This window comes from Pseudomonas segetis (genome assembly GCF_900188155.1).
Taxonomy (GTDB): domain Bacteria; phylum Pseudomonadota; class Gammaproteobacteria; order Pseudomonadales; family Pseudomonadaceae; genus Aquipseudomonas; species Aquipseudomonas segetis.
The window spans coordinates 293,479-313,677 of sequence record NZ_FZOG01000002.1; the positions used below are offsets into that span (position 1 = coordinate 293,479).

18 protein-coding genes are annotated in these 20,199 nt (G+C 57.5%); 13 read left to right on the forward strand and 5 right to left on the reverse strand.

Features of this window, described 5'->3' with window-relative positions:
• From CHB79_RS07230 to rlmF, 9 genes are all read left to right on the forward strand, one after another.
• Entirely contained in the window at positions 1-1,491 is a 1,491-nt protein-coding gene (locus tag CHB79_RS07230) for a leucyl aminopeptidase (RefSeq protein WP_089359406.1), read from the forward strand.
• Between the two features lie 73 nt (positions 1,492-1,564).
• Positions 1,565-1,984, forward strand: coding sequence for a DNA polymerase III subunit chi (locus CHB79_RS07235; RefSeq protein ID WP_010486666.1), 420 nt, complete (start codon positions 1,565-1,567; stop codon positions 1,982-1,984).
• 8 nt (positions 1,985-1,992) lie between these two features.
• Positions 1,993-2,415, forward strand: a complete 423-nt coding sequence (locus tag CHB79_RS07240) for a DNA polymerase III subunit chi (protein WP_089359407.1) — start codon at positions 1,993-1,995, stop codon at positions 2,413-2,415.
• Positions 2,416-2,534: 119 nt separating this feature from the next.
• The gene (locus CHB79_RS07245) at positions 2,535-5,387 is read left to right on the forward strand and encodes a valine--tRNA ligase (protein ID WP_089359408.1); all 2,853 of its coding nucleotides are present in this window, start codon (positions 2,535-2,537) and stop codon (positions 5,385-5,387) included.
• 71 nt (positions 5,388-5,458) lie between these two features.
• Positions 5,459-6,910 (forward strand): Na+/H+ antiporter NhaC, encoded by a 1,452-nt coding sequence (nhaC, locus tag CHB79_RS07250; protein WP_089359409.1) that lies wholly within the window; start codon positions 5,459-5,461, stop codon positions 6,908-6,910.
• 485 nt (positions 6,911-7,395) lie between these two features.
• Entirely contained in the window at positions 7,396-8,772 is a 1,377-nt protein-coding gene (nhaD, locus tag CHB79_RS07255) for a sodium:proton antiporter NhaD (protein ID WP_010486658.1), read from the forward strand.
• A gap of 26 nt (positions 8,773-8,798) precedes the next feature.
• Positions 8,799-9,101 carry a winged helix-turn-helix domain-containing protein gene (locus tag CHB79_RS07260; RefSeq protein ID WP_089359410.1) on the forward strand — a complete coding sequence of 101 codons (303 nt, stop codon included), beginning with the start codon at positions 8,799-8,801 and terminating at the stop codon, positions 9,099-9,101.
• Between the two features lie 16 nt (positions 9,102-9,117).
• Positions 9,118-9,678: a VTT domain-containing protein gene (locus CHB79_RS07265; RefSeq protein ID WP_010486654.1), complete on the forward strand. Its 561-nt coding sequence runs from the start codon at positions 9,118-9,120 to the stop codon at positions 9,676-9,678.
• A gap of 72 nt (positions 9,679-9,750) precedes the next feature.
• Positions 9,751-10,767, forward strand: a complete 1,017-nt coding sequence (gene rlmF, locus CHB79_RS07270) for a 23S rRNA (adenine(1618)-N(6))-methyltransferase RlmF (RefSeq protein ID WP_425439585.1) — start codon at positions 9,751-9,753, stop codon at positions 10,765-10,767.
• A gap of 26 nt (positions 10,768-10,793) precedes the next feature.
• Here rlmF and CHB79_RS07275 read toward each other — a convergent pair whose 3' ends face one another.
• Both CHB79_RS07275 and CHB79_RS07280 read right to left on the reverse strand, forming a co-directional pair.
• Positions 10,794-11,252 carry a GNAT family N-acetyltransferase gene (locus CHB79_RS07275; RefSeq protein ID WP_089359412.1) on the reverse strand — a complete coding sequence of 153 codons (459 nt, stop codon included), beginning with the start codon at positions 11,250-11,252 and terminating at the stop codon, positions 10,794-10,796.
• Positions 11,253-11,352: 100 nt separating this feature from the next.
• Entirely contained in the window at positions 11,353-11,982 is a 630-nt protein-coding gene (locus tag CHB79_RS07280) for a MarC family protein (protein WP_010486647.1), read from the reverse strand.
• A gap of 555 nt (positions 11,983-12,537) precedes the next feature.
• Between CHB79_RS07280 and CHB79_RS07285 the strand changes: the two genes are divergently transcribed.
• Together CHB79_RS07285 and CHB79_RS07290 are read left to right on the forward strand one after the other, a co-directional pair.
• Positions 12,538-14,247 carry an amidase gene (locus tag CHB79_RS07285; protein ID WP_089359413.1) on the forward strand — a complete coding sequence of 570 codons (1,710 nt, stop codon included), beginning with the start codon at positions 12,538-12,540 and terminating at the stop codon, positions 14,245-14,247.
• A 153-nt stretch (positions 14,248-14,400) separates the two neighbouring features.
• Complete coding sequence (locus CHB79_RS07290) at positions 14,401-15,297, forward strand: LysR family transcriptional regulator (protein WP_089359414.1); 897 nt, start codon at positions 14,401-14,403, stop codon at positions 15,295-15,297.
• Positions 15,298-15,311: 14 nt separating this feature from the next.
• On the opposite strand, the gene CHB79_RS07295 is transcribed toward CHB79_RS07290, so the two are convergent.
• The 3 genes from CHB79_RS07295 to CHB79_RS07305 are packed head-to-tail and all read right to left on the reverse strand — an operon-like array spanning position 15,312 to position 19,238.
• Positions 15,312-16,223: a CobW family GTP-binding protein gene (locus CHB79_RS07295; protein ID WP_089359415.1), complete on the reverse strand. Its 912-nt coding sequence runs from the start codon at positions 16,221-16,223 to the stop codon at positions 15,312-15,314.
• The gene (locus CHB79_RS07300; protein ID WP_089359416.1) at positions 16,210-17,838 is read right to left on the reverse strand and encodes an amidohydrolase; all 1,629 of its coding nucleotides are present in this window, start codon (positions 17,836-17,838) and stop codon (positions 16,210-16,212) included. The genes CHB79_RS07295 and CHB79_RS07300 overlap by 14 nt, the downstream gene beginning before the upstream one ends.
• Positions 17,835-19,238, reverse strand: a complete 1,404-nt coding sequence (locus CHB79_RS07305; protein ID WP_245851388.1) for a sodium/glutamate symporter — start codon at positions 19,236-19,238, stop codon at positions 17,835-17,837. The genes CHB79_RS07300 and CHB79_RS07305 overlap by 4 nt, the downstream gene beginning before the upstream one ends.
• A 365-nt stretch (positions 19,239-19,603) precedes the next feature.
• Here CHB79_RS07305 and CHB79_RS07310 point away from each other — a divergent pair, with 365 nt between their 5' ends.
• Positions 19,604-19,963 (forward strand): hypothetical protein, encoded by a 360-nt coding sequence (locus CHB79_RS07310; RefSeq protein ID WP_010486636.1) that lies wholly within the window; start codon positions 19,604-19,606, stop codon positions 19,961-19,963.
• A gap of 21 nt (positions 19,964-19,984) precedes the next feature.
• Positions 19,985-20,161 (forward strand): hypothetical protein, encoded by a 177-nt coding sequence (locus tag CHB79_RS22025; RefSeq protein WP_157998235.1) that lies wholly within the window; start codon positions 19,985-19,987, stop codon positions 20,159-20,161.
• The last annotated feature ends 38 nt before the right edge of the window (positions 20,162-20,199 follow it).

The following is a 20,199-nucleotide window of genomic DNA, read 5'->3' on the forward strand; positions in this document are numbered from 1 at the left end:
ATGGAATTTATTGTCAAAAGCGCTCGTGCGGAAACACTCAAAACTGCCACATTGGTTATCGCTGTCGGCGAAGGCCGCAAGCTCGGCGAAATCGCCAAGTCCATTGATACCGCTAGTTCTGGCGCGATCAGCGCGTTGCTCAAGAGCGGTGATATTACCGGTAAAGTCGGTCAGACGCTGCTGGCACGCAACCTTGCAAATATTAAAGCAGAACGTGTCTTGCTGGTCGGTTGCGGCAAAGAAGCCGAACTCTCAGACCGTCAATTGCGCAAATTGATCGGTTCTGCCCAGGCCGTTTTGAAAAATCTTGGTGGTAGCGATGCAGCCTTTGCCCTCGGCGAGCTCAACGTCAAGGGACGCAATACTTACGCCAAGGCACGCTTGGTAGCCGAAACCCTGGCTGATGGCGAGTACAGCTTCGACCAGTTCAAGAGCCAGAAAGCCCCGGCCAGCGCCCTGAAGAAAATCACCCTGATCACTGAAAAGGCTGACCAGGCCGACACCGAGCGCGCATGCCTGCATGCGAAAGCCATCACCACAGGCATGGCGTTCACCAAAGACCTTGGCAATATGCCGCCAAACATCTGCCACCCGACTTATCTGGCTGAGCAGGCCAAGGAGCTGGGCAAGGCCTATAAAGGCTTGAAGGTCGAAATCCTGGACGAGAAAAAGCTCAAGACCCTGGGTGCAGGTGCATTCCTGGCTGTGGGTCAAGGCAGCGACCAGCCGCCACGCATGATCGTAATGAACTACCAGGGCGGGAAAAAAACCGACAAGCCGTTCGTACTGGTCGGCAAAGGCATCACCTTCGACACCGGCGGTATCAGCATCAAGCCAGCAGCCGGCATGGATGAAATGAAATACGACATGGGCGGTGCCGCCAGCGTGTTCGGCACCCTCAAGGCAGTGCTTGAATTGCAACTGCCGATCAACCTGGTCTGCCTGCTCGCCTGCGCTGAGAACATGCCCAGCGGTGGCGCCGCGCGCCCAGGCGACATTGTCACCACCATGAGCGGGCAAACGGTCGAGATCCTCAATACCGACGCAGAAGGCCGCCTGGTCCTGTGCGACACCCTGACCTACGCGGAACGCTTCAAGCCGCAAGCGGTTATCGATATCGCCACCCTGACCGGCGCCTGCATTGTTGCCCTGGGCGCACACACCTCGGGCCTGCTCGGCAACAGCGACGAACTGGTCCAGCAGATTCTGAGCGCCGGCCAGCAAGCCGATGACCGCGCCTGGCAAATGCCGCTGTTTGATGAATATCAGGAACAACTGGATAGCCCATTTGCCGATATTGCCAACATTGGCGGCCCCAAGGCGGGCACCATCACTGCGGCCTGCTTCCTGTCGCGCTTCACCAAGAAATACAACTGGGCTCACCTGGACGTGGCTGGCACTGCCTGGGTGAGTGGCGGTAAGGACAAAGGCGCCTCCGGCCGTCCTGTTCCCTTGCTGACCCAGTACCTCTTGGACCGCGCTAAGGCGTAGACTAGGCGCACAAGGCCTGGGGCGCGTCATGCGGCCCAGGCTTTAATCCACCGAACACTCTACTGATGCCCCCATGAGCCGAATCGAATTCTACGTACTCGCAACCGACCGCCCCGCAGACCGCTTGCGCGCTGCGTGCCAGTTGGCGATGAAGGCATGGCGTCATGGTTTGCCGGTATTTGTGCGCGCGGCAGATACTGACCAATGCGCCGAACTGGATGAACAGATGTGGCTGTTCAAGAAAGACTGTTTCATCCCCCACAACCAACACAGTGACGATCCGCTTGCCCCCGTGGTAATCGGCGTCGATGAGGAACCAAGCGCCCAACAAGGCGTTCTGATCAACCTCAACACCACGATTTCCCCGCATGTTGAGCGCTTCAGCCGGATCATCGAAATCGTCAACCAACAGCCTGACTTACTAACCGTTTGCCGGGAAAATTTCCGTAGCTACCGCCAGCGTGGCTATGATCCAAAACGAGTTGAACTGTAGCTAGATTAATGGACACGCCTAAACCGCCACACAAATCAGGACATCTGCTCGACGACCTGGAATCGATCCGCGAGCTGCTGGGCGATGAAAACAGCGAGGCTTCGCCCCCCCTCGACCTGGACTCACTGGACCCGGACTCCATTCCACTGCTCTCGGATATCGTCGAACACGCACCGCAAGCCAATGCGGCGCCTGCCCAGCCGACAAACTTGGCTGAGCAAGACCAAGCAGCCGAGCACGCACTGCGTGCGACCGTACGCCAGTCGATTGGCCGTGACAGCGAGATCAATCGCCTCGACACCGAACTACGCAATGCCGCACAGCTGATCCTGCAGGATGTGATCGACGACTTCGTGCCACAGATAGAAGCCGAGTTGAAATCGCGTCTTGAAGCGCGCTTGAGCCGTCTATTGCCGCCGCGCCGTCCTTGACCATCCACCGTTGATAAAGCCGCGTATCTGCAAGCCTCAGCTTGGACTTACGCCACAGGCCCCTTCCCCGCTATACTTGTCGGCTTTTCCGATCAGCCGTCAAAAGGGTCCCGCCGCGCATGGACAAGACCTACCAGCCGCACGCCATTGAAACCAGCCTGTACCAGAGCTGGGAAGCGAACAATTACTTCGCCCCACAAGGTTCCGGTCAGCCGTACACCATCATGATTCCGCCGCCAAATGTCACCGGCAGCCTGCACATGGGCCATGGTTTCAACAACTCGATCATGGATGCGCTGATTCGTTTCCGTCGCATGCAAGGCCGCAACACCCTGTGGCAGCCGGGCACCGACCACGCGGGCATCGCCACGCAGATGGTCGTCGAACGCCAACTGGCCGCCGACGGCGTGAGCCGTCACGACCTGGGGCGCGACAAGTTCCTGGATAAGGTCTGGGAATGGAAAGAACAATCCGGCGGCACCATCACCCGCCAAATCCGTCGCCTCGGCTCATCGGTCGACTGGTCGCGCGAGCGCTTCACCATGGACGACGGCCTGTCTGATGCGGTTAAAGAAGCCTTCGTACGGCTGCATGCCGATGGCTTGATCTATCGCGGCAAGCGCCTGGTCAACTGGGACACCAAGTTCCACACGGCAATTTCCGACCTCGAAGTGGAAAACCACGATGAGAAGGGCCACCTGTGGAACCTGCGCTACCCGCTGGCAGACGGCAAGACCACAGCTGAAGGCAATGCCTTCCTGATCGTCGCCACCACCCGCCCGGAAACCATGCTTGGCGACGCCGCCGTAGCGGTGCATCCAGAAGATGAGCGCTACAAATCGCTGATCGGCAGTTTCGTTGAGCTGCCGCTGGTTGGCCGCCGCATCCCGATTATTGCCGACGATTACTGCGACCCCGAATTCGGCACCGGCTGCGTAAAAATCACCCCGGCACACGATTTCAACGACTATGAAGTCGGCAAGCGCCACAACCTGACCCTGCTCAACATCTTCGACAAGAACGCAGTGGTCCTGGCCAACGCCCAGGCATTCAATATCGATGGTAGCGTCAATGCTGATGTCGACACCAGCCTACCTGCCGAATACGCCGGCCTTGATCGTTTCGAGGCGCGTAAACAAATCGTTGCCGCCTTTGATGCCGCAGGCTTGCTGGTCAGCGTGGATGACCACGCCCTGAAGGTGCCAAAAGGCGACCGTTCCGGCACCATCATCGAGCCGTGGCTGACGGACCAGTGGTACGTATCGACCAAATCCCTGGCTGAACCTGCAATTGCCGCGGTTGAAGACGGCCGCATCCAGTTCGTGCCCAAGCAATACGAGAACATGTATTTCAGCTGGATGCGCGATATCCAGGACTGGTGCATCAGCCGCCAGTTGTGGTGGGGCCACCGTATTCCGGCCTGGTATGACGACGCGGGCAATGTCTACGTTGGCCGTAACGAAGCCGAAGTGCGCAGCGAGAATAACCTGGGCGCCGATGTAGCCCTGCGCCAGGACGAAGACGTACTCGATACCTGGTTCAGCTCCGGCCTGTGGACCTTCTCCACGCTTGGCTGGCCGCAGCAGACCGAGTTCCTCAAGACCTTCCACCCCACTGATGTGCTGGTCACTGGCTTCGACATCATTTTCTTCTGGGTTGCCCGGATGATCATGCTGACCATGCATTTGGTGAAGAACGAAGATGGCACCCCGCAAATCCCGTTCAAGACCGTTTACGTACATGGCCTGGTGCGCGACGGCCAGGGCCAGAAGATGTCCAAGTCCAAGGGCAACGTCCTTGACCCCCTGGATATCGTTGACGGCATCGACCTCGAAAGCCTGGTGGCCAAGCGCACCAGCGGCATGATGCAACCTAAGCTTGCCGAGAAAATCGCCAAGCAGACCCGTGCCGAATTCCCTGAAGGCATCGCCGCCTATGGCACCGACGCACTGCGTTTCACCAACTTGTCACTGGCTTCCACTGGCCGTGATATCAAGTTCGACATGGGTCGGGTCGAGGGCTATCGCAACTTCTGCAACAAAATCTGGAACGCCGCCAACTTCGTAATAGAGAACACCGACGGCCATGACACCGGCATCAATGGCGAAGCCGTGGAGTTGTCCTCGGTTGACCGCTGGATCATCTCGCAGCTGCAACGCACCGAAGCCGATGTAACCCGTCACCTCGACGCCTTCCGCTTCGACCTCGCGGCATCGGCGCTTTACGAATTCATCTGGGACGAATACTGCGCCTGGTACCTGGAACTGGTTAAGCCGGTCCTGTGGGACGAGAACGCGCCGATCGAGCGTCAGCGCGGCACCCGGCGCACCCTGATTCGCGTGCTTGAAGTGGCGCTGCGCCTGGCCCATCCGTTCATGCCCTTTATCACCGAGGAAATCTGGCAGCGGATCAAGGCCCAAGCCGGGGCAACCGGCGACACCATCATGCTGCAAGCCTGGCCCGTGGCCAATGAAGCGCGTATCGATGCAGCCGCTGAAGGTGATATCGAATGGGTCAAGGCCCTGATGCTCGGGCTGCGCCAGATTCGTGGCGAGATGAACATCTCAATGGCCAAGCGCATCAACATCATCCTCAAGAACGCCAGCGGTGAGGATCAACGTCGCCTGAACGACAATGCGCCGCTGCTCAACAAGCTGGCCAAACTTGAGTCGGTAAGCATTCTCGCTGCTGGTGAAGAGCCGCCACTGTCTGCCACCGCACTGGTCGGCGACATGGAGGTGTTGGTGCCGATGGCGGGCCTGATCGACAAGGCCGCCGAGCTGGGTCGTTTGGACAAGGAAATCCAGCGCCTTGAAGGCGAGGTCAAGCGTGTCGGCGGCAAGCTAGGCAACGCAGGTTTCGTCGACAAGGCCCCGGCTGAAGTGATCGAAAAGGAACGCGCCAAACTGGCCGAAGCCGAACAGGCACTCGGCAAGCTGGCTGAGCAACGCGCGCGCATCGCCTCGCTATAACCCAACTGCAACAGCCAATGAGGCCCGCGACCCATAAGGCGCGGGCCTCATTGTTTTTAACCGGTACTCAAATGTCCAACACCCGCTCCCCTTCGCTGCTCGATGCGCTGCTCCCCATCACTGTACTGGTCATACTGCTTGGCCTGTCGGTCTACCTGTTCGGAGACAGTTCCTCCAGCGGCCCCAACCAGATCGCCCTGATGAGCGCGGCCTTTGTCGCAGGCCTGGTCGGCATGAAAAACGGATTCCGCTGGGCAGATATCGAAGAAGGCATACTCGCCGGCATCCATCTGGCCATGAAAGCCAACCTGATCCTGCTCGCCGTCGGCGCGCTGATCGGCACCTGGATTCTCGCAGGCACAGTGCCAACCATGATATGGCTGGGCCTGAAGCTGATCTCGGCTGAATACTTTTATCTGACCAGTTGCATCATATGCGCCCTCACCGCCCTGTCGATCGGCAGCTCATGGACGGTCGCCGGCACCCTCGGCATTGGCTTGATGGGCGTGGCCTCGGGTTTGGGACTCGACCCGGCCATAACCGCCGGGGCAATCATTTCCGGTGCCTACTTTGGCGACAAGCTCTCGCCGCTGTCTGACACTACCAACCTGGCGCCCGCTGCAGCTGGTTCCGATCTGTTCGCCCATATTCGCCTGATGCTGCGCACCACTGTGCCTGCACTGAGCATCGCCCTGGTGGTCTTTTGGGTGCTGGGCCAACAGGCCTCGGCCAGCCATGACACCGGGCGCATCGCCCAGGTGCTGGACGCACTTGAAAGCCAGTTCAGCCTCGGCTGGCATTTACTGTTACCGGTCACCTTCCTGCTGTTTCTGGCCGTACGGCAATGGGCAGCCTTCCCGGCGATCTTTCTTGGTGCATTGCTTGGCGCAGTGTTTGCGCTGATCTTCCAGCCCGAGGTCATGAACCGCCTGGCAGACCCGGGCGCAGGCAACCTGGCCAGCCTGAAGACAGTTTGGACGGCACTGTTTGCCGGTTATGAGTCACACAGCGGCAATGAGGCGCTCGACGGCCTGCTCTCCAAGGGTGGCATGGGCAGCATGTTGACCACGGTCTGGTTGATTATCTGCGCCATGTGCTTTGGTGGCGTGCTGGAAAAACTCGGCCTGTTGCAGCGCCTGCTGGAAAGCACTATCCATCTGGCCAAGAGCACCAGCAGCCTGATCGCCAGCACCGTTGTCACCACCATTGGCACCAATATCATTACTGCCGACCAATACATCGCGCTGGTCCTGCCCGGCCGCATGTATCGCGCCGAGTATGAAAAGCGCGGCATCAAGCCGGTGTATCTGTCCCGCGCGCTGGAAGATGGCGGTACGTTGACCTCGGTACTGGTGCCATGGAACACCTGCGGCGCCTACATGGCTGCAACGCTTGGTGTCTCGACACTGACCTATCTACCCTATTGTTTTTTCAACTTGTTGATGCCGCTGCTCGCCATCAGCCTGGCGTTTATCGCCCCTCCGCATGCAGATGCTTCGCCAGCGCAAGCTCAAGTCAACTGATAAACCGCTGCACGGCGCTGGTCACGCGCAATGCGGACCGGCGCCGTTCAGGGATCATCTGAACGGCGAGCACCAGCGAGTAAAAAATGAGTAGACGCTGTGTTTACCTGCTGTAAATGATCATTCTGAGCAGTTTTAAACCCAGCAATATTGAGCGCAGCAGTTTTTCAGGGACGCCTTAGCGCAAGCACAGGCAAATTTTTCATCAGCCGAGCGCACTTTTTACCAATAAAACCCTTCCCATACTGGTTGTAAATCAGGCATCTTCTCCCCCGCATCAAGAGCCCTTGGCGTTTTAACGCCAGTAAAAAGCCCAGGTCCAGTACGTGTTTGCCCCATGAAGCTCAAGTCGTGGTGCCCACCCAACATGCCACGCTGCTTGATGGGCCGTGACGCTGCAAGCCGCCTTGTGTATTCAACGCCAGCCACTTGCTTGTCAGCTGTCGAGGCCCGACCGTACCGGACCGAACTCTGGAATTCTGATCATGTATGTGTTGATGGCGTGTGTTTTTATATTTGGCTATCTGTGTATTGCTTTTGAGCATCCACTGAAAATCGATAAAGCTGCATCGGCGCTTTTGACCGCAGTGATCTGCTGGACAGTGCTGGTACTGGGCGCAGACAGCATTCTGCCTGCCATTACCAATATCAACGTGACGCACGGCGACAACTCGGGCTATGTCGTTCATCAACTGCGTGAGCATCTCGGCGAGATTTCCGAGATATTGTTCTTCCTGCTCGGCGCCATGGTCATAGTCGAACTTATCGACGCCCACGAAGGCTTTAAAGCCGTTACCGACCGGATCAAGACCAACAAGCGGGTCAACCTGCTGTGGCTGGTTGGCTTGCTGACCTTCTTCCTTTCGGCGGCACTGGATAACCTGACCACCACCATCGTCATGGTTTCACTGCTGCGCAAGTTGATCGATGACCAGAAAGATCGTTGGTTCTTCGCCGGGATAGTGGTCATTGCCGCAAACGCCGGTGGCGCCTGGTCGCCGATCGGCGACGTAACCACCACCATGCTCTGGATTGGCGGCCAGATCAGCGCCAGCAGCATCATCGTCAACCTGTTTATCCCAAGCCTGGTGTGCTTGATGGTGCCGCTGATCTATCTGAGCTTGCGCCTCAAAGGCGAAGTCGAGCGCCCGCCTGAATATGAATCGCTGGAAAGCCATCGCGACCCAACCACCCCTTTCGAACGTAACCTGGTACTGGGCATCGGCCTGGGCTCGCTGCTGTTCGTGCCGGTCTTCAAATCCGTGACCCACCTGCCACCCTACATGGGCATCATGTTCGGCCTGGGCGTCATGTGGGTGGTGACCGAAATCATTCACCGTGGCAAGAACTCGGAAGAAAAACACCCCTTGTCAGTGATTGGTGTACTGCGCCGCATCGACACCACCAGCGTATTGTTCTTCCTCGGGATCTTGCTGGCAGTCTCAAGCCTGGCCACTGCCGGTCACCTGGCCCAGGTCGCTGTTGCATTGAAAGAAAGCCTGGGCAACATCTACGCTATCAACATTGCCATCGGCCTGCTGTCATCCGTGGTCGACAACGTGCCACTGGTTGCCGGCGCGATGAAAATGTATCCGCTGGTGAGCCCTGTAGCGATTGCCAGTGCAGGCAGCGACATTAACTGGCTGCAGAGTTTTGTCATCAATGGCGATTTCTGGGAGTTGCTGGCCTACTGCGCAGGCACCGGCGGCAGTTGCTTGATCATCGGCTCTGCCGCCGGCGTTGCGGCGATGGGCATGGAGCGCATCAATTTTATCTGGTACCTGAAAACCATCAGTCTGCTGGCATTTCTGGGCTACATTGCCGGTGCTGCGACCTATATCGCCATCGCCGCGCTAAGCTGACACCGACAAACTTGAAGGAGCCATGCATGCCCCAGGCGATCAGTAAAACCAAAAGCAGTTTTTACCGGCGCCTGTATGTCGCCTGGCTGATCGACACTGGCAGCGCGACGAGTATCCCGGCACTGATGGACGCCACAGGCATGCCCCGGCGCACGGCACAAGACACGGTTAATGCCCTGGCCGAGCTGGATATTCTCTGTGAGTTCGAGCAACAGCCAGGCACCCGCAACAATGCCGGGCATTATCTCATCCGCGACTGGGGCGCCATCGACAAACACTGGATTGGCGCTAACCTCAAGGCTATCAAGCAGGCCCTCGATTATCCCTAGTCACCGGAGCCTGAAAATGAGCGCACGCAAACGCATACTCCTGGTTGTACTGGTTCTAATTGCTCTGTTTGCCTTGTGCGAAGCCCTGGGCATTCGCCAGCAGTTCAGCCTTGAAGGGCTCAAGTCGGTCATTGTCATGCACCAGTTTGCCGGGCTGTTGCTCTTCTCCCTGCTGTTCGCCCTGGGTAACTTGATCCAGATTCCCGGCTGGATATTTCTAGCCGCTGCGGTCTTGACACTTGGCCGGCTGTGGGGCGGCGTGGCGACCTACGTAGCGGCCTGCTTCTCCTGCATGCTGACTTACCTGAGCGTTCGTTTTATTGGTGGCGATGCCCTGCGCGAAATCGACAACCGCCTGGCCAAGCGCCTGCTGGCTGGCCTGGATAAGCACCCGCTCAGCAGCATTATCGGCTTGCGCATGTTGATGCAAACACTGCCAGCGCTAAACTACACATTGGCACTTTCCGGTGTACGTATGCGCCACTACGTACTCGGCACCCTTCTTGGCTTACCGTTGCCGATTGCGCTCTACTGCATTTTTTTCGACTACCTGGCCAAGGTGCTGCACATCAGTTGAATCACAAGACTGCTGGCCATTAGCGGCGCAGTGTGAATAATGCCCCGCTGACCACCTTGTTTACGGATTACCATGCCCCGCCCACCTGCACATTCCCCTGCGAAGAAACCGGTCACTAGAACACCGACGACCGCCAAAGCCGATCAAGCCAAGGGGCAACTGCATCCACGTAACCGTCATCAAGGCCGCTACGACTTCCCGGCACTGATCCAGGCCAGCCCGGAACTTGCCGCCTTCGTAATCATTAACCCGTACGGCAAGGAAAGTATCGACTTCGCCAATCCCGAGGCAGTGAAAGTGTTCAACCGTGCCCTGCTCAAGCAGTTCTACGGCATTGAGCACTGGGATATTCCAGCCGATTACCTGTGCCCGCCCATTCCCGGACGTGCCGATTACCTGCACTACCTCGCTGATTTGCTGGCAAAAAACAACGCCGGAGTGATTCCCCGGGGTCGCCACATCAAAGCGCTGGATATCGGCGTAGGCGCCAACTGCATTTATCCGTTACTTGGCCACCATGAATACAACTGGCAGTTTGTTGGTTCGGATATCGCCAGCAGTGCGATCGACTCTGCCCAGGCCATCATCAACGCCAACCCTGGCCTGGATGGAGCCATTGAGCTGCGCCTGCAAACAGACAGCAGCCATGTTCTGGACGGTTTGATCCGCGACGATGATCGTTTCGACATCACCCTGTGCAATCCACCCTTCCATGCCTCGGCCGATGAAGCAACACGCGGCAGCACCCGCAAATGGCGCAACCTGGGCAAACTCGATCCCAAGCGCAAATTACCGGTGCTGAATTTTGGCGGCCAGGCTGCAGAGTTGTGGTGCAAAGGGGGTGAAGCGGCCTTTGTCGCGCGCCTGATCAACGAAAGCGCCAACCATGGCCAGCAAGTGCTGTGGTTCAGCACCCTGATATCCAAGGCGGGCAATCTTGGCGGGGTCTATAGCGCACTCAACAAGGTTGGCGCGCAAGAGGTGCGCACCGTGGAAATGGCTCAGGGCCAGAAGCAAAGCCGGTTTGTCGCCTGGTCATTCCTGGACAAGCAGGCTCGAGCGCACTGGGTCAAAAGCCGCTGGCACTGAGGGCCGAGGCGAGGCTTTAACAGTGGCTACAGCTCTCGCGACATCAACCACTGTTCTTTGCCCCAGGCTTCGAAAGGCTCCAGCACACTCCAGCCGCGTTTGGCGTAGTAATCGCTTTTGTCGTGGGTATGCAGGTACAGGCTTGTGTTGCCCATGGCTCGTGCATGGTTGCAAATGCCTTCGATCAACCGCTCGGCCAAGCCTTGACCACGAGCCTCGGGCGCAACCAATACGCACGCAAGCCAGGGGCCAAGATCGGGACGGCTTGATAAGTCGTCCCGAGCAAGCGCCGCGCCACCGAGCAATTGGTCGCCCTCGGTGACAATCAAGGACTTCCAAGTGCCATCGGCCTGCCCCGCTGCAAATTCCTGCTGCCACTGGGCAAGACTTTGCCCGACGTACTCATAGCTGAACTGTCGATACAAACGCTCGGCCATGGTGTCACAGTGATGCATCTGATTTTCCAGCCAGTCCATTCGCAGCATAAAACCCCTGTTGTGTGTGCGGAGCATGTAGTCCCGGCTGACAACCAGCCAGGTTTAGCGCTGCAATGTTAAATGCGTGCTTTAGCGAAGTTGTATCAAACTACAGGTCACCGGTCATGGTGACCACCTCATAAATACCGGCAATCAGCAACTGGATGCCTATCACCGCCAGTATCAACCCCATGAGTTGAGTGATTATTTTTAGACCGTTGCCGCCGATGATCGCCACCACACGCGCACTAAAAATAAAGCAAAAAAACGTAATCAGCCCCAGCAGTGCATACATTGAGATAGTCATGATCGCCCCCATGGAACCTTCGGAAGCCGAATAATTCATCGCGGTTGCAATAGTGCCCGGCCCCACCAGAATAGGAACAGCAATAGGGCTGACTGCAATATCCGTATCTCCGTCATCTTCTGAGTGAGAGGTGGAGTTGTACCCCTGCAGCATTTGATAACCGATGATAAAAACCAAGATACCGCCAGTAATACGCAAGGCTGGCAACGTGATACCCAGCAGGTGAAACAGCGTCTTACCCAGCAATGAAAAAAACACCACGACACCAAAAGCAATCAGCGTTGACTTGACCGCAATCCGGTAACGCTCTGCTTTATCTACTTTACGGGTCAAGCCAGCAAAGACCGCCGTATTGGGAATCGGGTTAGTGATCGCAAAAAAACCGAGGAAAATAGTAATAAGCCGACCGTACATATCCATTTCCATGCCCATGGCATTGCTCCTTTAAAGGCGGTTGCGAAGTCGCCATGCCTCTTTGGCGGACTCCAGTCCCTGCTGATGTTGAAAGCGACAAATCGATCAAATCCCCCGCTTGCTTCCTTGTTTCTAGCCGCTGCGAGTACAGCTATCGCCCATATTACAGTCGCGCCTTTTATGCATTCCTCTGTAAGTACCAATACCCCATCCTAAAGTTAGGGCCAGCAAAGCATCCCAATTACCAGGCGAGCGTTTCGCCAGAGCCGACAGCCTGTCTTCACAGATCAGAACGAACACAGGAAAATCATCTCGACCAGAAGCCGCGCTTTGCCGGCCTAGGTGCTGCTGCCCGCCAACACGGCATTAGCAAAGAGCGCCTGCTTGACTGCCAGACCTAGGGCTCAAAGCTATTAAATTGATCCGCCACTCGGCGAGTTGCTTGCCGGTCGGTAAACTGCCTTGGCAAGCCAATCTGCCAAACAAGACCCGATGCCAGGGCTAGCGTTAAGATACCCAGATGACAGAGTGCAATACTCAATGCACAACCCACCCGTCGCCAGTGGAGCCAGCATGATTGAAGTAACCGAAGCATCCATTGCCGAGTTGCGAGCCGCGCTCGAATCCGGCCAAACCACTGCTGTTGAGCTTGTTCAAGCCTACCTTGAGCGCATTGAAGCCTACGACGGCGCAAACACATCCACCGCGCTTAATGCGGTGGTGGTGCGCAACCCAGATGCGCTGAAGGAAGCCCAGGCCTCGGATGAGCGCCGTGCCCATGGCGAAACCCTTGGCCCGCTCGACGGCATTCCTTACACAGCCAAGGACAGCTACCTGGTAAAGGGCCTGACCGCCGCCTCTGGCAGCCCGGCGTTCAAGGACCTGATTGCCTATCGCGACGCCTTCACCGTGGAGCGCCTGCGCGCCGCCGGGGCGATTTGCCTGGGCAAGACCAATATGCCGCCCATGGCCAACGGGGGTATGCAACGCGGTGTATATGGCCGCGCAGAAAGCCCCTATAACGGCGCCTACCTGACAGCACCCTTCGCCTCAGGCTCATCCAATGGCGCTGGCACGGCAACGGCAGCCAGCTTTGCAGCCTTCGGCCTTGCCGAGGAAACCTGGTCCAGCGGTCGTGGCCCTGCATCCAATAATGGCTTGTGCGCCTACACGCCTTCGCGCGGGGTCATTTCCGTACGCGGCAACTGGCCATTAACGCCAACCATGGATGTGGTCGTGCCCTACGCCCGAACCATGGCCGATTTGTTCGAAGTGCTGGATATCATCGTCGCCGATGATCCCGATACCCGTGGAGATCTATGGCGGATGCAGCCTTGGGTACCTATCCCCAGCGCCTCCTCGGTGCGTCCTGTCGCCTACCCAAGCCTCGCCTCCAAGCCCGATGCATTGGCGGGTAAGCGTTTCGGCGTACCACGCATGTATATCAACGCCGACCCCGACGCCGGCACCTCGGAAAAACCGGGAATCGGCGGGCCTACCGGCCAGAAAATCATCACCCGCGACTCGATGATCGCGCTCTGGCAACAGGCCCGTAAAACCCTCGAGGCCGCTGGTGCCGAAGTGATCGAGGTCGATTTCCCGATGATTTCCAACTGCGAAGGAGACCGCCCTGGCGCGCCAACGGTATTCACCCGCGACCTGATACCCAAGAACTACATGCATCATGAATTGTGGGAGCTCTCGGCCTGGGCTTTTGACGACTTCCTGCAGGCCAACGGCGATCCCAAGCTGAACCGCCTGGCCGATGTCGACGGGGCACAGATCTTTCCCCACGACCCCGGCACCTTGCCAAACCGGGAAGATGACTTGGCCGCCGGCATGGATGAATACGTGCGCATGGCCAAGAACGGCATCATCCCCTGGGACCAGATCACCACCCTGCCAGACGGCCTGCGTGCACTCGAGCAGATTCGCAGAACCGACCTTGAGCAATGGATGGATCGACTGGGCCTTGATGCAGTGATCTTCCCAACAGTGGCCGATATTGGCCCGGCGGATGCGGATGTGAATATCAAGTCCGCGGACATCGCCTGGAGCAACGGCGTCTGGGTTGCCAATGGCAACCTCGCCATCCGCCACCTGGGCGTGCCAACCGTCACTGTGCCAATGGGCGTGCTGGCCGACATCGGCATGCCTGCCGGACTGACCTTTGCCGGTCGCGCCTATGATGATTCTGCGCTGCTGAGCCTGGCCTCGGCCTATGAAGCCACCGGCTCGAAACGCTTGATCCCACCGCGCACGCCACCGCTGCAACAGCGCTGATACGCCACAGTCATCAAGGGCCAAGCCAGGCCCTTGATGTGCAATCGGCCCTCACTTCCTTGTGCTAATGCAAAGATGCAGAACCCGCTAGAGCGAGCAGCAATACCCATATAAGATCAAGACAATAGGTATTAATGCGTCAAGAGTATTGCCATGCGGATTGATCTACGTCATCTACGCGCCTTCGAGGCAGTTGCCGAAGAGCTTCATTTCCGCCGGGCGGCCGAGCGCCTGAGCTTGGCGCAACCCGCACTGAGCAGGACTATCCAGCAACTGGAGGAAAGCGTAGGCGAGGAGCTGTTGTTACGGAGCAACCGACGGGTTGAGCTGACCGAAGCCGGACGGGTGTTTCTTGCGGGCAGTCGAACAATATTCGAACAACTGGACAACGCCGTACAACAGGCGCGCAAGGCCGGTGCAGGGCAAATTGGCCAACTGCGCATCGGCTATACCGACTTTGCAGTGTCAGGCCAATTGCCTTCCATACTCGAAGGTTTTCATCGCTGCTACCCCGAGATCAGGGCCGAACTGATATTTGGATCGACCCAGCAGCAACTGGAAATGCTTAACGAAGGTTCAATCGAATTTGCTTTTGTGACCGGCCCATTGCTGGAGCCGAACATGGACAGCATTGAGATCCAGCGTGACCGCTTTGTCGCGGCCCTGTCCCATCTTCACCCGCTTGCCAGTCGCTCGGAACTCACACTTGCCGAGTTGGCCAAAGAGCCATTTGTACTGGGCAGCATGAGCCATTGGGCCTACTTCCGCCGTCATCTCGATGCGCTGTGCCTGAGCGCTAACTTTTTGCCTGAAGTGGCTCAAGAAGCATTCAACAGCGAAGGCATCTTTGGCTTTGTCGCAGCCAATATCGGCGTAACCATTCACCTTGAGAGTTCAGCCAACTACAGCCGCAAAGGCGTGGTGGTGGTGCCGCTCAAGGACGTTGATACCCGCCTATGTACACTGGCAGCTTGGTTAAAGACCGGCATAACGCCGGTCCAACAGAAGTTTATCGAGTTTCTCAGGCAGTACCCTCGCCCCGGCAATTGAATCAAGCAGACGGACTAGATTGCACGCGCCACTGACGCATTGGCGGGCGACGCGGATTCAAGCTGAGCCAACTCGCTTGCCAGGGCATCAAAGCGCGCGCCCCTGATGCCAATGCACACCAACTGGTTAGCGACCGGTTGACGTCGTACAGGGAGCCAGCGAGAGACACCACCACTCAACTGGAATACCTGAGGTGCCTGATGGTCAGTCCGCGCCAATATACCCTTGGCGCGTAGCACGACATCGTCATACGCGCGCAATAGCTGCTCCAAGCGCCCGGCATCTATTGCCGAGCCATAGCTCAGGCTGACGGCCCTCCAGGCCGCATCGGCATGGCGCGATACCGGCCTGAGTGCTGGTGCTTGCCGCGCACCGGCGTTGCCTGAAGTATTGAGCAATGCTTCAGGGTTGATCGACTCAAGTATCCCCAGCGCATGGGCGGGTGCTGCTGGCAGGCGATTGACTACCACCTGGCTGGCCCCGGCAATTTGCGAACGCCAGACCTCTGCGGTGTAGCGATCGGTCGCATGCTTGTCGATCTGGCTGCCATCAACCAGGCAAATCACCGAGGCCAGTTGCAACTGGCGCGAGGTGCGGGCGATATCAGCAATACGTGCCGGTTCGGCCACTCCGCTGGCCTCGATATAAATGGCTGCAGGCCGCGGCTCCATGCGCATCGCCTGGGCCAGTTGCTCAGCCAGGGTTCCGCCAAGCGTGCAGCAGATGCAGCCATTGCCCAGGCTCAGGATTTGCTCATCACGGTATTCAATAAGCTCGGCATCAATATTGATATCACCAAAGTCATTCACCACGATCAGGCTGTCGCGGGGCAGGCCCTGGCGGATCAGTTGATTCAGGTAACTTGTCTTGCCCGCCCCCAGGAAACCGGTGATCAGGGTAAAGGGAACAGGCTCAGGTGTCGGCATTGACCTTTCCTCCAAGTACGGTTGCCAATACTGCGATATGACGCAGCTGCGCAGGCTCGACTTCCAGCGGGTCCTGGTCCAGCACCACCATGTCGGCGAACTTGCCCACCTCAAGACTGCCGACCTGATGATCAAGCCGCAGGGTATAGGCCGCGCCAAGGGTGATCATTTCAAGCGCCTCGGCAACAGTGACGCGCTCGTGCTCACCGAGCACATCACCGGACGCGCTTTCACGCATCACCGCGCACCACGCGGTAAACAACGGCCCCAATGGCGTCACGGGCGCATCGCTGTGCACCGCTGTTGGAATCCCCAAGCGCCGCGCCGATGCCAGCGGCTCGAGCCGGCGACTGCGTTCGAAGCCCAGAGTGCGGCGACGGTGTATGTCCCCCCAGTAATAAATGTGATTGGCAAACATGTTCAGGCACAGGCCAAGCTTGGCGGTGCGGCGCAACTGGGCGTGGTCGATGACCTGGCAGTGTTGCAATGTATGCCGGTGATCCGAGCGGGGCCAGATATCCAGGGCCTCCTCGACCGCATCCAGCATCAGCTCAACCGCTTCATCGCCGTTGGTGTGAATGTGCAATTGCAAGCCCGCTTGATGGTATACCTGCACCATCTTGCGCAGTGCTTCGGGCGGCGCATTCCAAATGCCATTTGCATGACCATCATGGTAATAGGGCCACTTCATTCGCGCCGTATAGCCCTGGATCGAGCCGTCGGTCATCATCTTGACCAGGCCAAAATGCAACTTGTCGCTGTTCAACTCCATGCAGCGCTGTAATCGCTCAACGCCTTGCTCGGGCGTCCAGGCCAGTGCACTCATTGCCGGCACCAGGCGAACCGGAAAATCCTCTGCTGCCGTCACTTCCTGCAGGGCCGCTATGCCTTCATCGGTCAGTGGGTTGTAGAGATCGGTGATGGTGGTAACCCCGGCATTGCGCGCAACCTTGCCGTAGCGCTGCAAGGTGCTGGGTGCAGATACCGCCTCAAAGAGGTTGAGCCCGAGGGTTTCAAAAACCGCGTGCATGGCTGCCATTTCCTGCAACTCGCCGTTGGGCTGGCCGTCGGCGTCGAGCATGATGCCTTCAATGCCCGCGTATTGATCAAGGTTGGACAGTTCAAGCATCTGGGTGTTGACCGTCATCACATGCAAGCTCGCATGCATGACGATTACCGGACGATCGCTCACCGCCGCATCCAGGGTCAGTCGATCAAGTCGCTCGCCCTCGAAATAAACCGGATCAAAGCCCCATGCAACCAGTGGCTCGCCAGCAGGAAGCAGCGCGGCGCCCTCTCGCAAGCGCTGCTGCATGGCTGCAATGCTATTGGCACCGGGCCAGTTCACGGCATCCGGATCAACCCGGTCGAAGTAGCCCAGATACAGGTAACGCCACATCGCGCCTTCCAGGGCATGGCTGTGCCCCTCGACAAAGCCCGGCAAGATAATGTTCTCGCCAAAGCGCTGGTCAAGCCTGTACTCGCCCAGCTCAGCCATGATTGCCAATGGCCCGACACTCAATACGCGACCATCGCGCACCGCGATATGAGTGGCCTCGGGCTGCGATGGATTCATCGTCAGAATACGCTTGGCGGCATAGACGGTAATGCTCATGAGCAGGACTCCTTGGCCTGAAGATGGGGGATGGTTGAGGGGCGCATCATCAGCAAGGGAATACCTGCGAGAAAGATGAGCGCAGTACCGCCAAAGACCAGAAAGTAGGTCCAGCCGCCCAGCGAGGGCACCAGCGGCGCAAAGAAGAACAGGATATGAAAGTTGGTGACGATAATGGCCAGGTTGAAGAAGGCCAGCTCCTTGGGCACGGAAGTGCTGAAATCAGCATCCATCATCCTCAGGAGCAACAGGCCGGTGCCGGTTGAACCACAACAGCAGCCAAACGCCGTGAGTGCCCGCTCCCTGCCCAGGGTTCCGCTCAACCGGCCGAGCAGCAGGCAACCTATCAAGGTGGCGATAGTCACCGCCAGGGTCACCAGCATGATGGGAGTCAATAGCTCATACAGCACAGTGAACTGGATGCTCATCAAGGTGCCGACCACCATGAAGTCTACCGAGGAACCGGTGATGCGCTTGAGGCTTTCATCATCCACCCGATGAGACAAGCCAAGGCGATCAATGCAAAAACGCATCAGCACGCAAACCGCCAGGCCATGGACGAAGAACATATTGAAGCTGAACAGCACCGAAAGATTGATACCGCCCAGCGTCAGGCCTGCAACTTGCGCCTGTATAAAGTTCAGCCACAGATAAGTGACCAGGTAGGCAATGCCCAGCAAACCAAGGTGATAGCCCAATGAGTCGAGATTGGCCGGGTGCGAAACCATCTTGCCGCCACTGGGCGCCTGCTCAGGGCGATAGAACCCAGACTTGAACGCACCATCGATATTCGAGGCTTTATTGGCATTGAGGCCACCGCGAATAAATTTTTTCGCAACCGGAACACCAATGACAAAGGCCACCAGAAAGCCCAGCGATGCGTAGATCATGCCGACCTGGGCAGCGTTCTCAACGCCATACTGGCTTTCCCAGATTCCGCCATAAGTCAGAGCCTGGCCCGGGCCCTGGGTGAAGCCGTGGGTCACAATCGCCCCAAGCCATGCACTGGTATCGGAACCGGTTACCGCGTCATAAGCGACTATCACCAAATAACCGATCACCCCTTGGAGCCCAAGGCTGATGGTCCAGATAAATGTCAGCCAAAGCCCGCCACGGACCACGCTGCCCCCGGAAAGCGAGGCATTCTTGCTCTTGCCGGTCAGGCACAGGGACATAAAGCTGAGGGTGAAAAAGTGAAAAGTAAGCGCCTGGAAATCACCTGCCTCAAATCCTGGAATCAATCCCAAAGACAGCAAGATGAAGCCGAGCATGCCACCAATGATGCTTGCTGGCGCCAATGAGTTGCGAAACAAGCCGATCCGATTACGCAAGACACTGCCCAGCAACAGCATGCTGGCGAGCAAGGCGAAAGCCATTACGCCGTGGAATGTACTTTCCATTATCAGTCCTCTACTACATATGCTTATTTTTGGAATGGCAGATAGACGTTATTGCGATGTTCTGTGAGGTTTGCCCCACTTGTTGTTCTGATGAAACCGCTGGCCAGGGTTTCTGATCCAGCTCTGCACGCGACGACAGCAACCCAAACTTAAAGCGCGAATGATGATTTGTATAATATCAATTAGGCATTCATTGATACTTCTAAAGCATCGCTAAGTAATCCGTCATACGCTGCAGAATCCGTATCCAAAGACTTATGCAGCCAGCAGTCGCTTACAACGAGCCATCTGCTTTACTTCACAGGTGAACGACTCGCCATTTGCCGTTGGCATGCCCTTGATTCAATGCTTTACAGGAGAGAGACATGAAGTGGAGCAAGTACATCCTCACATTCAGCCTGGCATTGATTTGCAGCACAGGATTTGCTGAGCAAAAAGCGTCCGCCGTGGTCGTCACCGGTAATGACTGGCTAAGTTCTTCAAGCAGTGAACGCCACGCCTTTATGATCGGTGTAACCAACATGCTGATCGCTGAAGCGGCCTACGCCAAAAAGCATGGTCTTGAGGCGCCACCCATGGGTGCCCAGATCGCCAACGGTGTCACTGGCCTGAAGCTGCCAGACATCGAGGCGCGCATCACCAATTGGTACCAAGCCAATCCGACTCAGCAGAGCGTGCCGGTAATGGGCGTGCTTTGGCAGGCAGTGGTCAAGGCTAAACACTGAGCCAATCAAGGAGTGAAGCAGATGAAGCGAATTTACTCGGTAACCGCAGCGCTGATATGCGCGACCTTCATTCTATCGGCATGCGCCACCGTGGCTGGCGGCATGATAGGCGGCGGTGTCGGCCGCATGGCGGGCGATGAAGATGCTGGACGCATGATCGGCGCCGGGATCGGCATGATGATCGACATCTCTGACTAACAGGTCGAACCGCTGTAGCGCTTGGCGCTACAGCGGTG

Bases quoted from the DNA above. Each gene is read 5' to 3' on its own strand.
- CHB79_RS07290 (WP_089359414.1), top strand. From the start codon at position 14,401: ATGCGGATTGATCTACGTCATCTACGCGCCTTCGAGGCAGTTGCCGAA.
- CHB79_RS07260 (WP_089359410.1), top strand. From the start codon at position 8,799: ATGCCCCAGGCGATCAGTAAAACCAAAAGCAGTTTTTACCGGCGCCTG.
- CHB79_RS07285 (WP_089359413.1), top strand. From the start codon at position 12,538: ATGATTGAAGTAACCGAAGCATCCATTGCCGAGTTGCGAGCCGCGCTC.
- rlmF (WP_425439585.1), top strand. From the start codon at position 9,751: ATGCCCCGCCCACCTGCACATTCCCCTGCGAAGAAACCGGTCACTAGA.
- CHB79_RS07245 (WP_089359408.1), top strand. From the start codon at position 2,535: ATGGACAAGACCTACCAGCCGCACGCCATTGAAACCAGCCTGTACCAG.
- nhaD (WP_010486658.1), top strand. From the start codon at position 7,396: ATGTATGTGTTGATGGCGTGTGTTTTTATATTTGGCTATCTGTGTATT.
- CHB79_RS07230 (WP_089359406.1), top strand. From the start codon at position 1: ATGGAATTTATTGTCAAAAGCGCTCGTGCGGAAACACTCAAAACTGCC.
- CHB79_RS07240 (WP_089359407.1), top strand. From the start codon at position 1,993: ATGGACACGCCTAAACCGCCACACAAATCAGGACATCTGCTCGACGAC.
- CHB79_RS07300 (WP_089359416.1), bottom strand. From the start codon at position 17,838: ATGAGCATTACCGTCTATGCCGCCAAGCGTATTCTGACGATGAATCCA.
- CHB79_RS07265 (WP_010486654.1), top strand. From the start codon at position 9,118: ATGAGCGCACGCAAACGCATACTCCTGGTTGTACTGGTTCTAATTGCT.
- CHB79_RS07275 (WP_089359412.1), bottom strand. From the start codon at position 11,252: ATGCTGCGAATGGACTGGCTGGAAAATCAGATGCATCACTGTGACACC.
- CHB79_RS07235 (WP_010486666.1), top strand. From the start codon at position 1,565: ATGAGCCGAATCGAATTCTACGTACTCGCAACCGACCGCCCCGCAGAC.
- CHB79_RS07310 (WP_010486636.1), top strand. From the start codon at position 19,604: ATGAAGTGGAGCAAGTACATCCTCACATTCAGCCTGGCATTGATTTGC.
- CHB79_RS07280 (WP_010486647.1), bottom strand. From the start codon at position 11,982: ATGGGCATGGAAATGGATATGTACGGTCGGCTTATTACTATTTTCCTC.
- CHB79_RS22025 (WP_157998235.1), top strand. From the start codon at position 19,985: ATGAAGCGAATTTACTCGGTAACCGCAGCGCTGATATGCGCGACCTTC.
- CHB79_RS07295 (WP_089359415.1), bottom strand. From the start codon at position 16,223: ATGCCGACACCTGAGCCTGTTCCCTTTACCCTGATCACCGGTTTCCTG.
- nhaC (WP_089359409.1), top strand. From the start codon at position 5,459: ATGTCCAACACCCGCTCCCCTTCGCTGCTCGATGCGCTGCTCCCCATC.
- CHB79_RS07305 (WP_245851388.1), bottom strand. From the start codon at position 19,238: ATGGAAAGTACATTCCACGGCGTAATGGCTTTCGCCTTGCTCGCCAGC.